16 protein-coding genes and 3 pseudogenes are annotated in these 12,928 nt (G+C 69.9%); 11 read left to right on the forward strand and 8 right to left on the reverse strand.

Features of this window, described 5'->3' with window-relative positions:
* The first annotated feature begins 146 nt into the window (after positions 1-146).
* From GA0070613_RS19390 to GA0070613_RS19400, 3 genes are all read left to right on the forward strand, one after another.
* A complete protein-coding gene (locus GA0070613_RS19390; protein WP_089013596.1) occupies positions 147-920 on the forward strand; it encodes a L,D-transpeptidase family protein in 774 nt (257 codons plus the stop codon).
* A gap of 103 nt (positions 921-1,023) precedes the next feature.
* Positions 1,024-1,956, forward strand: coding sequence for a rhomboid family intramembrane serine protease (locus GA0070613_RS19395; protein ID WP_089013597.1), 933 nt, complete (start codon positions 1,024-1,026; stop codon positions 1,954-1,956).
* A gap of 128 nt (positions 1,957-2,084) precedes the next feature.
* A complete protein-coding gene (locus GA0070613_RS19400) occupies positions 2,085-2,786 on the forward strand; it encodes an AMIN-like domain-containing (lipo)protein (RefSeq protein ID WP_089013598.1) in 702 nt (233 codons plus the stop codon).
* Positions 2,787-2,841: 55 nt separating this feature from the next.
* On the opposite strand, the gene GA0070613_RS19405 is transcribed toward GA0070613_RS19400, so the two are convergent.
* Genes GA0070613_RS19405 through GA0070613_RS34425 form a run of 3 tightly spaced genes read right to left on the reverse strand, consistent with a single transcriptional unit; the run spans position 2,842 to position 4,117 of the window.
* The gene (locus GA0070613_RS19405; RefSeq protein WP_089013599.1) at positions 2,842-3,117 is read right to left on the reverse strand and encodes a hypothetical protein; all 276 of its coding nucleotides are present in this window, start codon (positions 3,115-3,117) and stop codon (positions 2,842-2,844) included.
* A 47-nt stretch (positions 3,118-3,164) separates the two neighbouring features.
* Complete coding sequence (locus tag GA0070613_RS19410) at positions 3,165-3,596, reverse strand: RusA family crossover junction endodeoxyribonuclease (protein WP_089013600.1); 432 nt, start codon at positions 3,594-3,596, stop codon at positions 3,165-3,167.
* A complete protein-coding gene (locus GA0070613_RS34425) occupies positions 3,569-4,117 on the reverse strand; it encodes a VOC family protein (protein WP_408630952.1) in 549 nt (182 codons plus the stop codon). The genes GA0070613_RS19410 and GA0070613_RS34425 overlap by 28 nt, the downstream gene beginning before the upstream one ends.
* Positions 4,118-4,274: 157 nt before the next feature.
* Between GA0070613_RS34425 and GA0070613_RS19415 the strand changes: the two genes are divergently transcribed.
* Genes GA0070613_RS19415 through GA0070613_RS19430 form a run of 4 tightly spaced genes read left to right on the forward strand, consistent with a single transcriptional unit; the run spans position 4,275 to position 8,618 of the window.
* Positions 4,275-5,564, forward strand: a complete 1,290-nt coding sequence (locus GA0070613_RS19415; protein WP_089013601.1) for an ABC transporter substrate-binding protein — start codon at positions 4,275-4,277, stop codon at positions 5,562-5,564.
* A complete protein-coding gene (locus GA0070613_RS19420; RefSeq protein ID WP_089013602.1) occupies positions 5,561-6,562 on the forward strand; it encodes a carbohydrate ABC transporter permease in 1,002 nt (333 codons plus the stop codon). Before GA0070613_RS19415 ends, GA0070613_RS19420 begins: the two co-directional genes overlap by 4 nt.
* Before the next feature lies 1 nt (position 6,563).
* Positions 6,564-7,400 (forward strand): carbohydrate ABC transporter permease, encoded by an 837-nt coding sequence (locus tag GA0070613_RS19425; RefSeq protein ID WP_089013603.1) that lies wholly within the window; start codon positions 6,564-6,566, stop codon positions 7,398-7,400.
* Between the two features lie 9 nt (positions 7,401-7,409).
* The gene (locus GA0070613_RS19430; protein WP_089013604.1) at positions 7,410-8,618 is read left to right on the forward strand and encodes an ABC transporter ATP-binding protein; all 1,209 of its coding nucleotides are present in this window, start codon (positions 7,410-7,412) and stop codon (positions 8,616-8,618) included.
* Positions 8,619-8,691: 73 nt separating this feature from the next.
* Here the strand turns inward: GA0070613_RS19430 and GA0070613_RS19435 are convergent.
* From GA0070613_RS19435 to GA0070613_RS19455, 5 genes and pseudogenes are all read right to left on the reverse strand, one after another.
* A pseudogene (locus GA0070613_RS19435) lies at positions 8,692-9,054 on the reverse strand (transposase); the annotation flags it as partial.
* Positions 9,055-9,074: 20 nt separating this feature from the next.
* Positions 9,075-9,308: pseudogene (locus tag GA0070613_RS19440) on the reverse strand (hypothetical protein).
* Complete coding sequence (locus tag GA0070613_RS19445; RefSeq protein WP_089013605.1) at positions 9,305-9,577, reverse strand: hypothetical protein; 273 nt, start codon at positions 9,575-9,577, stop codon at positions 9,305-9,307. Before GA0070613_RS19445 ends, GA0070613_RS19440 begins: the two are co-directional and overlap by 4 nt.
* 28 nt (positions 9,578-9,605) lie before the next feature.
* The gene (locus GA0070613_RS19450) at positions 9,606-10,055 is read right to left on the reverse strand and encodes a MerR family transcriptional regulator (protein WP_089013606.1); all 450 of its coding nucleotides are present in this window, start codon (positions 10,053-10,055) and stop codon (positions 9,606-9,608) included.
* Complete coding sequence (locus tag GA0070613_RS19455) at positions 10,052-10,408, reverse strand: hypothetical protein (protein WP_089013607.1); 357 nt, start codon at positions 10,406-10,408, stop codon at positions 10,052-10,054. The genes GA0070613_RS19450 and GA0070613_RS19455 overlap by 4 nt, the downstream gene beginning before the upstream one ends.
* 300 nt (positions 10,409-10,708) lie before the next feature.
* On the opposite strand from GA0070613_RS19455, the pseudogene GA0070613_RS19460 reads away from it, so the two are divergent.
* From GA0070613_RS19460 to GA0070613_RS19475, 4 genes and pseudogenes are all read left to right on the forward strand, one after another.
* A pseudogene (locus tag GA0070613_RS19460) lies at positions 10,709-10,945 on the forward strand (IS256 family transposase); the annotation flags it as partial.
* 46 nt (positions 10,946-10,991) lie between these two features.
* Entirely contained in the window at positions 10,992-11,333 is a 342-nt protein-coding gene (locus GA0070613_RS19465; RefSeq protein ID WP_075033765.1) for an ArsR/SmtB family transcription factor, read from the forward strand.
* 3 nt (positions 11,334-11,336) lie between these two features.
* A complete protein-coding gene (locus GA0070613_RS19470; protein WP_089013608.1) occupies positions 11,337-11,843 on the forward strand; it encodes an SRPBCC family protein in 507 nt (168 codons plus the stop codon).
* On the forward strand, positions 11,843-12,463 hold the full coding sequence (locus GA0070613_RS19475) for a dihydrofolate reductase family protein (protein WP_089013609.1): 621 nt from the start codon (positions 11,843-11,845) through the stop codon (positions 12,461-12,463). The genes GA0070613_RS19470 and GA0070613_RS19475 overlap by 1 nt, the downstream gene beginning before the upstream one ends.
* The last annotated feature ends 465 nt before the right edge of the window (positions 12,464-12,928 follow it).

The raw sequence follows: 12,928 nt of genomic DNA on the forward strand, positions 1-12,928 counted from the left end.
TTCGGTTCCGGGTCCGAGCCGGGGACCGTTCCCGCGAAGCGCACCGGGTCCCGTTGGCGTTACATGGACACGCTGAGCGGAACGGCGGATATATGTCACTGTTGGTGGGGCGTCAGGGAAAAGCGCGAGGTGCCAGGATCGTCCGGGTGAAGCGGAGATCTCTCATTCTCGGCGCGGCCGCCGGCGTCGCCGCGCCGATCATCGCCGGTGGCGCGACACCCGCGGTCGCGGCGATCACCGATCCCGACGCCGGTGGCGGCCCCGTCCGGCCCGGCGGCTCGCACGCGAAGAACCATGCCGCCAGGCTGAAGACGCTGCCGACGGAGACCAGGCAGGTCATCGTCGTCGGCGCGGCGAGCTGGACCTCGACGTCCGCGACCCTCGAGACGTTCACGAAGGTCGGCGGCCGGTGGATCCCGGTGTCGGCGCCCCTGCCCGCGCGGATCGGCTCCAGGGGCTTCAGCGACAACCACGTCGAGGGCGTGCCGACCACCCCGACCGGCGTCTACTCGATCGGCCCGACGATGTACGGCATCGGCGCGAACCCGGGCGTGCGCTACCCCTACCACCGGCTCGTCAGCTACGACTGGTGGAACGAGAACCCGGACTCGCCGTACTACAACAGCTTCCAGCACACCACCACCAACCCGGGCGGCTACAGCGAGGCGCTCTGGCAGGAGACACCGGCGTACACGCACTTCGCGGTGATCACCTACAACATGGCCCCGAACGTCGCCAGGCCGGTGCCGAACGCCGGCAGCGGCATCTTTCTGCACGAGTTCAGCACCGCGTCGGGCAACGCCACCGCCGGCTGCGTCAGCCTCTCGCACGACCACCTGGTCGGGGTGCTCGGCTGGCTCAACCCGGCAGCCTCGCCGCGCATCGTGCTCAGCCCGTACCCGGTGCTCAGCCGCTACTGAGCCGGACTGCTCCGCCGACCCGTCCACCGGAGCGTCCGCCCGGATCCCGGCCGGACGTTCCGTCCCACCCATTCGACGCCGCACCCGGGGAACCGCTCACCACATGGACACGCTCAGCACCGGCCAGCCTCCCGCCGAGGAGTCGAGCACCACCTGCTACCGCCACCCCCGCCGGGAAACGCTGCTGCGCTGCACCCGCTGCGACCGCCACATCTGTCCTGAGTGCATGCGCGAGGCGCCGGTGGGACACCGCTGCCCAGAGTGCGTACGCGAGGACAACCGCGGCATCCGTCAGGCCCGTACGGTGTTCGGCGGCCGGGTGGTCAGCCAACCGCTGGTGACCTACGTGCTGATCGGGCTGAACGTGCTGGTCTACCTGGTCGAGCTGGTTCGCCCGGCCATCGTGGACCAGTTCGACGGGGTGGGCACGGCGCTGGTCGACGACAGCGGCCAGCGGTATGTCGACGACGGCGGCGCCTACCCGGGGTACCACCCGATCGGCATCGCGCACGGCGAGTGGTACCGGCTGATCACCTCGACCTTCCTGCACCTGCTGCCCACCGAGGGCCGGTTCGGCATCCTGCACATCCTGTTCAACATGTACTGGCTCTGGCTGCTCGGTCGAGTGCTCGAGGAACGGCTGGGCCACCTGCGCCTTCTCACCGTCTACCTGCTCGCCGCGCTCGGCGGGTCGGTGCTGGCGTTCCTCGTCGACCCGCACCAGACCGTCGTCGGCGCCTCGGGCGCGGGCTACGGGCTGGTTGGCTGCTACCTCGTCCTCACCCGACGCCTGCAGCACCACCCGATCGACCGCAACCGCCTGTTCTTCTCGTTCGTCCTCTGGCTGGTCCTCACCGCCGGCTGGACCTCCTGGGAGGGGCACCTGGGCGGCCTGCTGACCGGCGCCGCCGTCGGGGCCGGGATGGCGTACGCGCCGGCGGGGCGGCGCACCCTCGTGCAGGTGGCGGTGAGCGTCGCCGTCGCGGTGCTGCTCGTGGCGCTGGTGGTGGTCAAGTCGCTCGACCTCACCACCTGAGGGGGCTACGCCGGCGGAGAAGCTTGAGCCGCGCCGGTGCCGGCATCCGGCCCACGCCGTGCGGTGGGCGGGCTGAACCGGGATGATCGGCTCTGGTGGGAGTGCTCCGGCCCGGGTGACACTGACTCATGACACCTCAGCGCGTACCACTGCTCGCCAGCCTGGTCGTGCTCCTCGCGGCGGCCTGTACGACGACCGACCACGACGGCGCGACGTCAGCGCCCTCGACGGCGCCTGCGCCCAGCGCGACCGCCGCCGCCCCCACCGACACCGCGCCCACCGCGCCCACCGCGCCTGCCACCACCGCCGCGGCCCCGGCCGACCGGGGCTGGCGGGTGACGTACGGGTGGGGGGTGCCCTCCTCGCCGGCCCGGGTGACGCACACCGTCACGGTGCCGGTCACCCCGGCGCCGGGGGAGCCGCTGCCCGTCCTGGTGCAGATCCAGGTCGGTGACCATCCGGCCGAGGGGTTCAGCCGGATCACCTTCGCCTTCCGCGGCCCGACTCCCGGCTACCAGGTCGGCTACGTCTCCCGGGTCGAGTCCGACGGCAGCGGCGCGCCGGTCGACCTGCCCGGGGACGCGTTCCTGTCGGTCCGCTTCGACCCGGCGCAGGGGCACGACAGCAGCGGCCGGAACACGGTGCGCGCGCCGGCGCGGGCCATCGGCTACCCGACGCTGCGCGGCTGGGCCCCGGCAGGGGACTTCGAGGGTCATCTCAGCTTCGGCCTGGGCCTGCGCACCACCGGCGGTCCGCCGCCGGTGCGGCTGGCCGAATCGACCCGGCCCGACGGTGCCCACGTCGTCTCGGTGGACGTGCGCCGCAGCTGACCGCAGGCCGACCGCGCCGGCCCACGGGGGCCGGCGCGGTCGGATCAGGGGTGTGTCAGGAGATCTCGCCCCGGACGATCGCCACGGCCACCCGACAAAACTCGTCCATGTCGGGATTGAAGCCGGCGGCGATGTCCGGGTGCAGCCCGGCGCGGGTCTCGTCGAGCAGCCGGCGGCAGACCTCCTCGACGGGCTCGCCCGCGTAGCCGGACCGGACCCGGTCGATGGCCGCCTGCAGGGCCGAGGTCAGCTGATCCTCCAGCGGGCCGCGCAGCTTCTGCTGCACGGCGTCGAGCCCGCTCGGGTCGAGCGTGACATGTGGCTCCGACATCGGCGCTCCCTTCATCGGCGTCCGCGGTACCCCACCGCGGCCGTCGGTCAAACCGCGGTGGGTACGGCGGCCACCCGGACCTGGTACGAGAAGTCCTCGGCCGGCTCCTCGACGTACGACAGCCGGCGGATCTGCCGATCGTCGTCGTAGAGGGCGACGTCGACCAGGACGCCGAGGTGGGCCAGCCCGATGTTGGCTACCCGCTTCTTGTCCTGCAGCACCGCGCAGACCCCGCCCAGCAGCGTGCTGGCGTCGGAGGTGCGGTGCCCGGGCGGGCAGCGCAGGGTCAGGTCCACCTCGATCGGCCCGTCGAGCGGGGTCCAGCCGGTGCGCTGGGCGGCCGCGCAGGCCGCCTGGAGCAGGGCGCGGACCCGCGTCGCCTGCCGGTGCCCGGCGGCGAAGATGGACAGAGCCTCGGTCTTGACCGGGGGCAGGCCGCTCACCTCGAACGTCAGGGCGAGAGCGCGGGTGTCCTGCACGACAACCTCCTCGTTGGGGACGATCCTGCCCAACCGGCGACGCGGCAGAGGGGGGTTCCCGCGATTACCAACCGATCGGACGGGTCGGGGGTCGGCCGGAGGCGTATCGACTTCGACGGCGACGCGCTGGCTGCGGAGCTAGGCGAAACGCTAGTCCACCGGGGGCACGCTGGGTAGCGTCGCCGTTCACTGGGTGGGACTCGGCGGGAAGGCGCAGAAGTGGGGTCGGCGTCTGCGAGGCGCAGGTCCAGGTGGACCGGGGTCTTGCCGGTACGCGGCTCGGGCACCTGGTTGACCCAGCTCGGCTCCGGTCCGGCCCCGCCGGGGCGGACGTCCACCCGGGCGTCGCCGTCACCGGTGTCGACCACCTCGCCGTCGAGGATCCGGGCCCAGAATCCGGCCAGCACCGGGGCGTCGACGGCGTCCATGCAGAGGTCCTTGAAGCGCGCGATCATCCGGCCATCACGCCGCCCTGTGGGGCGGAACCCGGCCCACGCCGGGCGCTGTCGTTCCCGTCTCATGACGCTCAGGTTTCGTAGCGTGGCCGGTCGGGCACTGTTTGGCGCACGAAACGTCCGGGGCCGGACGGATTTGTCGCCGCCCCACGCCCCGATCGTCTCGCCGTGCGCCGGGGCGCGGGCACCTCCCCCGGCTCTCGCCGAAGAAAGGGGGAGGGCGATGACGACAGACCCCGACAAGGCCGCGGACCGGCGACGGCCACGGTTCCGCGCGGCGGCGGCAGCCGCCGCGCTGACGTTGGTGGCGCCGCTCGCGGCCTGCGGGTCCGGCGGTGACGGCGGTACGCCGACGATCAACCTGTACTACCCGCCGGAACAGAACCTGCAGAAGGTCGTCGACGAGTGCAACGCGCAGGCCCAGGGGCGTTACCAGATCGCGTACCGGGTGCTGCCGCGGCAGGCCGACGAGCAGCGGGTGCAGCTGGTGCGCCGGCTCGCTGCGGAGGACAGCGGGATGGACGTGCTCGGCCTCGACGTCACCTGGACCCAGGAGTTCGCCAGCGCGGACTGGATCCGGGAGTGGACCGGCCAGGACAAGGCGGAGGTGGAGCAGGGCACCCTCACCGGGCCGCTGGACACCGCCCGCTACGAGGGCAAGCTCTACGCGGCGCCGAAGAACACCAACGTCCAGCTCCTCTGGTACCGCACCGACCTGTTGCAGCAGCCGCCGAAGACGTGGGACGAGATGATCTCCGCCGCCCAGCAGCTGAAGCAGCAGAACAAGCCGTACCAGGTGCTCACCATGGGCGCCCAGTACGAGGGTCTGGTCGTCCTCTACAACACCCTGGCCGAGAGTGCCGGCGGGAACATCCTCAGCGACGACGGCAAGCAGGCCGTGATGGACTCCGGCACCGTGAAGGCGCTCGACCAGCTGAAGAAGTTCGCCACGTCGGGCGTGACGTCGCCGTCGTTCAGCAACGCCATCGAGGATCCGGTCCGGCTGGAGTTCCAGTCCGGCACCGGCGCCTTCCAGGTCAACTGGCCCTTCGTCTATCCGGCGATGCAGGAGGCCAACCCGGAGCTGGCGAAGAAGGTCAAGTGGGCCCGGGTTCCCGGCATCGACGCGAACACCCCGAGCAAGGTCACCATCGGCGGCGTCAACATGGCCGTCAGCAGCTACTCGAAGCACCCGACGGAGTCGTTCGAGGCGGCCCGGTGCATCCGCAACGCGAAGAACCAGAAGTTCTCGGCGGTCAACGACGGCGTGCCGCCCACCATCGAAAAGGTCTACGACGACCCGGAGATGGACAAGGCGTACCCGATGAAGGACACCATCCTGGAGGAGCTGAAGGAGCCGGCGGTCCGTCCGCTGACCCCCGCCTACCAGAGCATCTCCACGGTCATGTCGGCGATCCTGTCGCCGCCGTCGGGCATCCGGCCCGAGCAGACCGCGAACGAGCTGCGGGACGCCATCGCCGACGCCCTCGAGTCGAAGGGGGTCCTCCCGTGAGCATCAACGCCACTCCCACCGGTGCGGACGTCGCGGCCGACGAGACCGCCACCCGGTCCGGCGGCCGGCACGCCGCGGTGCCGGCCCAGCGGGCCGGCCGCCGGGCGAAGGCCCCGCTGAGCGAGAACAAGCGGGCCGAGCGTCGGCTCGGCTGGCTGCTCTGCGCGCCGGCCGCGCTGGTCATGGTGCTGGTCACCGCGTACCCGATCATCTACTCGGTCTGGCTGTCGCTCCAGCGTTTCGACCTGCGCTTCCCCGACCAGCGGGAGTTCATCGGGCTGGACAACTACGCCACCGTGCTGACCAACCAGTTCTGGTGGACGGCGTTCGGGGTCACCGCGCTCATCACCGTGGTCACCGTCGCGGTCGAGTTGGTGCTCGGCATGGGACTCGCGCTGATCATGCACCGCACGCTGGTCGGCCGGGGCATCGTCCGCACCGCGGCGCTGATCCCGTACGGCATCGTCACGGTCGTCGCGGCCTTCTCCTGGCGGTACGCCTGGACCCCCGGCACCGGCTACCTGGCGAACGTCTTCGACGGCAGCGCGCCGCTGACCGAGCGGGCCAGCTCGCTGGCGATCATCATGCTGGCGGAGATCTGGAAGACCACGCCGTTCATGGCGCTGCTGCTGATGGCCGGCCTGGCCCTGGTCCCCGAGGACCTGCTCAAGGCGGCCTCCACCGACGGAGCGACCTCCTGGCAGCGGTTCACCAAGGTGATGCTGCCGGTGATGAAGCCGGCCATCCTGGTCGCCCTGCTGTTCCGCACGCTGGACGCGTTCCGGGTCTTCGACAACATCTTCGTGCTCACCGCCGGCGGCAACGAGACCTCGTCCGTGTCGATGCTCGCCTACAACAACCTGATCCGGGGCCTGAACCTCGGCATCGGCTCGACGATGTCGGTGCTGATCTTCATCACGGTGGCGATCATCGCCTTCGTCTTCGTGAAGCTGTTCGGTACCGCTGCCCCGGGCAGCGACGACGGGGAGAGGCGCTGAGATGGCCACCGAAACCACCACGCGGGCGAAGCTTCGCTGGGGTCTGCTCGACGTGATCGTCGTCGTGTTCGCGCTGATCCCGGTGCTCTGGATCGCCTCGCTGTCGTTCAAGACCCCGGGCACCCTCACCGACGGGAAGTTCTGGCCCCGGGAGTGGACCCTGGACAACTACCGGACGATCTTCGACACCGACCAGTTCGTCCGGGCCCTGGCCAACTCGATCGGCATCGCGCTGATCGCCACCCTGATCGCGGTGGTGCTCGGCGCGATGGCCGCCTACGCGATCTCCCGGCTGGATTTCCCGGGCAAGCAGCTGCTGGTCGGCGTCTCCCTGCTGATCGCGATGTTCCCCCAGGTGTCGCTGGTGTCGCCGCTGTTCGAGATCGAGCGTCAGCTCGGCCTCTTCGACACCTGGCCGGGGCTGATCCTGCCGTACATCACCTTCGCCCTGCCGCTGGCCATCTACACACTGTCGGCGTTCTTCAAGCAGATCCCCTGGGACCTGGAGAAGGCGGCGAAGATGGACGGCGCCACCCAGGGCCAGGCGTTCCGGCGGGTCATCGCCCCGCTGGCCGCGCCCGGGCTGTTCACCACGGCGATCCTGGTCTTCATCTTCTGCTGGAACGACTTCCTCTTCGCCATCACGCTCACCTCGACCGAGCGGGCCCGCACGGTGCCGGTGGCGCTGTCGTTCTTCACCGGCGAGTCGCAGTTCGAGGACCCCACCGGGGCGATCTGCGCCGCCGCCGTGGTGATCACCGTTCCGATCATCCTGTTCGTGCTCTTCTTCCAGCGCCGCATCGTCTCCGGTCTGACCTCCGGCGCCGTCAAGGGATAGGTGGTAACAGTGGCTGACATCGTGCTGGACAAGGTGAGCAAGCGGTTCCCGGACGGGACCGTCGCGGTGCAGGACGTCGACCTGGAGATCGCCGACGGCGAGTTCGTGATCCTGGTCGGCCCGTCGGGCTGCGGGAAGTCCACCACCCTCAACATGATCGCCGGGCTGGAGGACATCAGCTCGGGTGAGCTGCGGATCGCGGGGGAGCGGGTCAACGACAAGGCGCCCCGGGACCGGGACATCGCCATGGTCTTCCAGTCGTACGCGCTCTACCCGAACATGACCGTGCGAGAGAACATGGCCTTCCCGCTGCGGCTGGCGAAGCTGGACAAGGCCACCATCGACGCCAAGGTCGACGAGGCGGCGAAGGTGCTGGAGCTGACCCCGCTGCTGGACCGCAAGCCGGCCAACCTCTCCGGCGGCCAGCGGCAGCGGGTGGCGATGGGCCGGGCAATCGTTCGGCAGCCGAAGGCGTTCCTGATGGACGAGCCGCTGTCCAACCTGGACGCCAAGCTACGGGTGCAGATGCGTACGGTGGTGTCCCGCCTGCAGAAACAGCTCGGCACCACCACCGTCTACGTGACCCACGACCAGACCGAGGCGATGACCCTCGGCGACCGGGTGGTCATCATGCGGGGCGGCGCGGTGCAGCAGGTCGGCCCGCCGCAGGAGCTGTACGACCACCCGCGTAACCTCTTCGTCGCCGGCTTCATCGGCTCGCCGTCGATGAACTTCCTGCACGCTGCCGTGGAGGACGGTCGCCTGCGTACCGCGCTGGGTGACGTGCAGATCGGCGAGCGGGTGCGCCGGCAGCTCGACGGCGCCGACGCCCCCCGGGAGCTGATCCTCGGCATCCGCCCCGAGCATTTCGAGGACGCCGAGCTGATCGACGAGGAGACCCGCCGCCGGGGCATGGAGTTCGAGGCGCCGGTGGACATCGTCGAGTCGATGGGCTCGGACAAGTACGTCTACTTCACCGTCGAGGGGGAGCGGGCCACCGCCGCCGAGCTGGAGGAGCTGGCCGCCGACGCGGGCGCGGCCGACTTCGCCGGGGCTGGGTCCAGCCTGGTCACCCGGCTCTCCGCCGAGTCGCCGGCGAGGGAGGGGGAGAACCGGCGGGTCTGGTTCAACCTGGACAAGATCCACCTGTTCGACCCGGCCACCGGCCGGAACCTCACCCTGCACGAGGGCCGGGCGGCCGGCGCGCTCGCCGACTGACGGGATGCCGACGGGGGCCGGTGACAGCCGCCGCCGGCGCCCGTTCGCATCGAGGGGGATGCTCCAACGGATGTCACGGGGTGTTGAGGGAGGTGAAGTCGACGAGGAGGGCGGTGTGGACCTCGCGGGCGATGTAGCGCTCTAGGCAGCGCATGATCTCTTTCTTGCTGAGGCCTTGTTTGGTGCGTTTGTCGACGTAGGCGTGGGTGCGAGGGTCGTAGCGCATCCGGACCAGGGCGATGGTGTGCAGGGCTGAGTCGGCGGCCCTGTCGCTGCCGCGGTTGAGGCTGTGCCGGTCGGTGCGTCCGCTGCTGGCGGGGATGGGCGCGGCGCCGCAGAGGTGGGCCAGGGCGGCTTCGGAGCGCAGACGTTCGGCGTTGTCGCCGGCGGTGGTCAAGAGTTGACCGGCGACGTCGGGCCCGGCCCCATTCCCGGCGGTGTGCGGCACCGACAGGACTAGCCGCTGCGTGGGGCGTACGTGATGACGGCGACGCCGACGAGGCAGATGGCTGGGCCGATGATGTCGTAGCGGTCGGGGTGGAACTTGTCGACGACCATGCCTCAGGCGAGGAAGCCGGCGACGATCCACAACAGCCCTCGGTTTTCCCGCCAGCCCTGCAGACGAGCCAGGCCGCCGATTTCGGCGAGCGCGGCGAGTAGGAACAGCAGGATCGAGCGGGCAACCGTCATGCGTCGGACCGTCGCTGGACCACCTCGCGGTCGTGCTGGTCGTGCTGACCGCATGAGCAGTTGCCGCCGGCGCATCCGGCGCATCCGGCGGTGTGGCGGCCTTTGGTGGCCCACCACAAGGACAGGCCGGCGAGCACGGCTAGGGCGACGGCGACGCCGGGCAGGAAGCGGTTCACCGCGGCCCAGCCGGCACCGCCGAGAATCCCAGCGGTCAGCAGCAGCGGCAGTACACAGCAGGCCGCGCAGGCGGTTGTCGCGAGTCCCGTCATGCTGGAGGGAAGCAGGCGGCGCAGCCGATCAGGAGGTGACGGCACGGTCGTTCCTTTCGGCGAGTTCAGCGAAGGGCAGGGGGCAGCAGGCGCTGCCGGCGCAGGCGACCAGGTCGTCACAGCCGGCCGAGATGGCGGCTCGCAGGGTGTCGCGGATGACGGTCAGGTCTACCAACTTCTGTTCCACCTCGACGAGCTTCTCCTTGGCCCTTGCCTGGAGTCCGCTGTCGGGTCGGCCGCTGTGCTGGTGTCGCCCGGCGTCGAGCAGGTCGGCGACCTCGTTGAGGGTGAAGCCGAGGCGCTGCGCGGTCTTGATGACCCGCAGCAGGGTGACGGTGTCGGACGGGTAGAGGCGGTGCCCGCCCGGCGACCGTTGCGGGGAGGCGAGCAGTCCCCGGCGCTCGTAGTAGCGCAGCGTCTGCAAATTGACTCCGGCCGCGTCGGCCAGCTGGCCGCTGCGCAGCCCCGACCCGGTCATCTCTGAACCCGGACAGACATGGCCCTCTCGGCGAGGGCATCGAGCACGTCGACGTGTGCCGCCGGTACCCGAACGTCCAGCATCAGCGAATCCGGGCCGGGTCGCGCGATGTCGAAAGCGAAAAACGGGCAGCAGGACGATTCACGGGCCGTCAGATTCCGCGCAGTGTCCTCGACCTGCTCCGCGCCGTCGAGCTGCAACCGCAGATGCTGTGCCGACAGCCGGTCGATACCCCGCACGGCTTCGGCGAAGAACTGATCGAACTCGGTGAGCCGCAGCGGCCGTTCAGCCGTCGGCAGGGTGCACGCGTCCGGCACCCAGGAGCCGCCCGTCGTGATGTGGTGGTCACTCATACCCTGACGGTAAGCCTGTACCTAGGTACCAGATGCAAGCCGCGTGCTGCGTGCCACTCGCCGAGGGCTTCCAGGTCGTCGCCAGGCCGTCGCAGGCCGCACAAGGTCGACCAACAACGGCCATTGGTGACGAGGTGCGCCCAGGTAGCACAGCGTCAACTGGACCTCGACCTGTGGAGCCGCTACCGCTTCACCAGTAGTTGGTGAACTGGAGAGCCCGGCTTGGTCCTGCGTCTAGTCGCCAGGAGCGTTGGCTCATCGGGCTGAGCAATGATCAGAACCTGTGGATGGTCCTCGGCGGACCTCGACGTGCTGCTGGCCTTCTACGACTACCCCGCCGAGCACTGGATCCACCTGCGCACCACCAACCCGATCGAGTCCACCTTCGCCACCGTCAGGCTTCGCCAGCGAGTCACCAAGGGCCCCGGCTCCCGCGCCGCCGGCGTCGCGATGGCGTTCAAGCTCATCGAATCAGCACAGACCCGGTGGCGGGCCGTCAACGCACCCCACCTCGTCGCGCTGACAAGGCCCGCCTGATTCCTCCCGGCTTGACGCATGCCGATAACGGTATATGATGGCGTCCATGGCACGAGCAGCGACGACGTCGGACGTCTTCAACGCGATCGCCGAGCCGCAGCGCCGGGAGATCCTGGTACTGCTGCGGGCGGGTGAGCGGCCGGTGACCGAGTTGGCCCAGGAACTGGGGATGACCCAGCCGGGGGCGTCCAAACACCTGCGGGTGCTCCGGGAGGTCGGGCTGGTGCGGGACCGCAAGGCAGGCAAGCAGCGCCTGTACGGCCTTGACGCCCGCGGGCTGCGACCGGTCCACGAGTGGACCGGCGGGTTCGAGCGGTTCTGGAACGAGAGCTTCGACCGGCTGGACGCGTACGTGCAGGACCTGAAGCAGGCAAGGCAGGAGGAGTAGCTGATGAGCGAGATGGGACGAGGAGCGCCGGCGCAGTCCGCGACGGCTGACCGCGAGATCGTGATCTCCCGGGTCATCGACGCCCCACGGGAGCTGGTGTTCGAGGCGTTCACCGAGGTGCGGCACCTGTCGCGGTGGTGGGGGCCGGAGGGATTCACCACGACCACGCGGTCCTTCGAGTTCCGCGTCGGCGGGGAGTGGGACTTTGTGATGCACGGGCCGGACGGGACGGACTACCAGGAGTGGATCTCCTGGACCGAGATCGTCCCGCCGGAGGGGATCGCGCTGCTGCACGGTGAGTCCCGCGGCGACCCGAACGCCTTCGAGTCGATCCTCACGTTCGCGCCCGACGGCGCGGCGACCCGGATCGAGATGCGCACGGTGTTCCCCACCAAGGAGCTGCGCGACGAGGCGGTCGAGAAGTACCACGCGATCGAGGGCGGCCAGCAGACCCTGAGCAACCTGGCTGCCTACGTCACCGAGATCGTTCGGAAGGGAACTGAGGGCTGATGGCCGGGAAGGTGTTCTTCAGCGTGTCGATGTCGCTGGACGGTTTCATCGCGCCCGAGTCCCTCGAGGACTTGATGGGACAGCAGTGGATGGAACTGCAGCAGTGGATATTCCCGCAGCGCTTCCTCCGGGAGAACCTGAAGCTCGGCGAGGGCGGCGAGGAAGGGCGCGACAACGACATCGTGCGGGAGACGTTCGAGCGCACCGGCGCGAGCGTGATGGGCAAGCGCATGTTCGACGCCGGCGAGCAGGCGTGGCCGGAGGAGGCGCCGTTCCACACGCCGGTGTTCGTCGTGACGCACGAGAAGCGTGACCCCTGGGAGCGGCCGGGCGGGACCACCTTCCACTTCGTCAACGACGGCATCGAGCCCGCGCTCGACCAGGCCCGCGAGGCCGCCGGCGACCGAGACGTCCGCGTCGCGGGCGGCGGTGCAACGATTCTGGAGTACGTGAACGCCGGCCTGATCGACGAGTTCTCGATCGCACTGTCGCCCGTGCTGTTCGGCTCCGGAATCCGCCTGTTCGAGGGCGTGGACGCGGGCCGCGTGGCCCTGGAGCCGGTCCGCGCGGAGCCCTCCCCGAGGGTGACGCACCTGACCTACGCCGTCCGGGAGCGGTAACTGTCTCGACCTCAGCGCTCCCCCGCCGAGGTCAGCAGCGCGGTTGGATCCTCGACGCTCTGAGCGTCAGGAGGTTCAAATCCCCTCCGCTCCACCCCAGGTCAAAGGCCGTTTCGCCAGTCGTAGACGGCCTTTTTCGATCGTGCATTGGGACCAGGCCGTGGACCAGGATGCGGGAACCGACCCGTAATGCGCGGCTCCCATGCATTCGTTGTGCCTGATCTGCGCCCCGGGTCCGCTCCCGCTGCCCGACGATGGCCAGGGAGGGACGTACATGAGCGGCACTCGCGGTCTGGGTGGACGGGGCTGGAGGGGGTGAGCCCGGCCCGGCGGTGGGACACGTCGCCGGGCGGGCCGGTGCTGCACCGGCCGGTTGCTCCGATGCTGGCCGCGCCGGTCGACTCGGTGCCTGAGGATACAAACCTGGTTTATGAACCGAAGTGGGACGGTTCTCCAGAGACTTCG

The organism is Micromonospora inositola, from assembly GCF_900090285.1.
Taxonomy (GTDB): domain Bacteria; phylum Actinomycetota; class Actinomycetes; order Mycobacteriales; family Micromonosporaceae; genus Micromonospora; species Micromonospora inositola.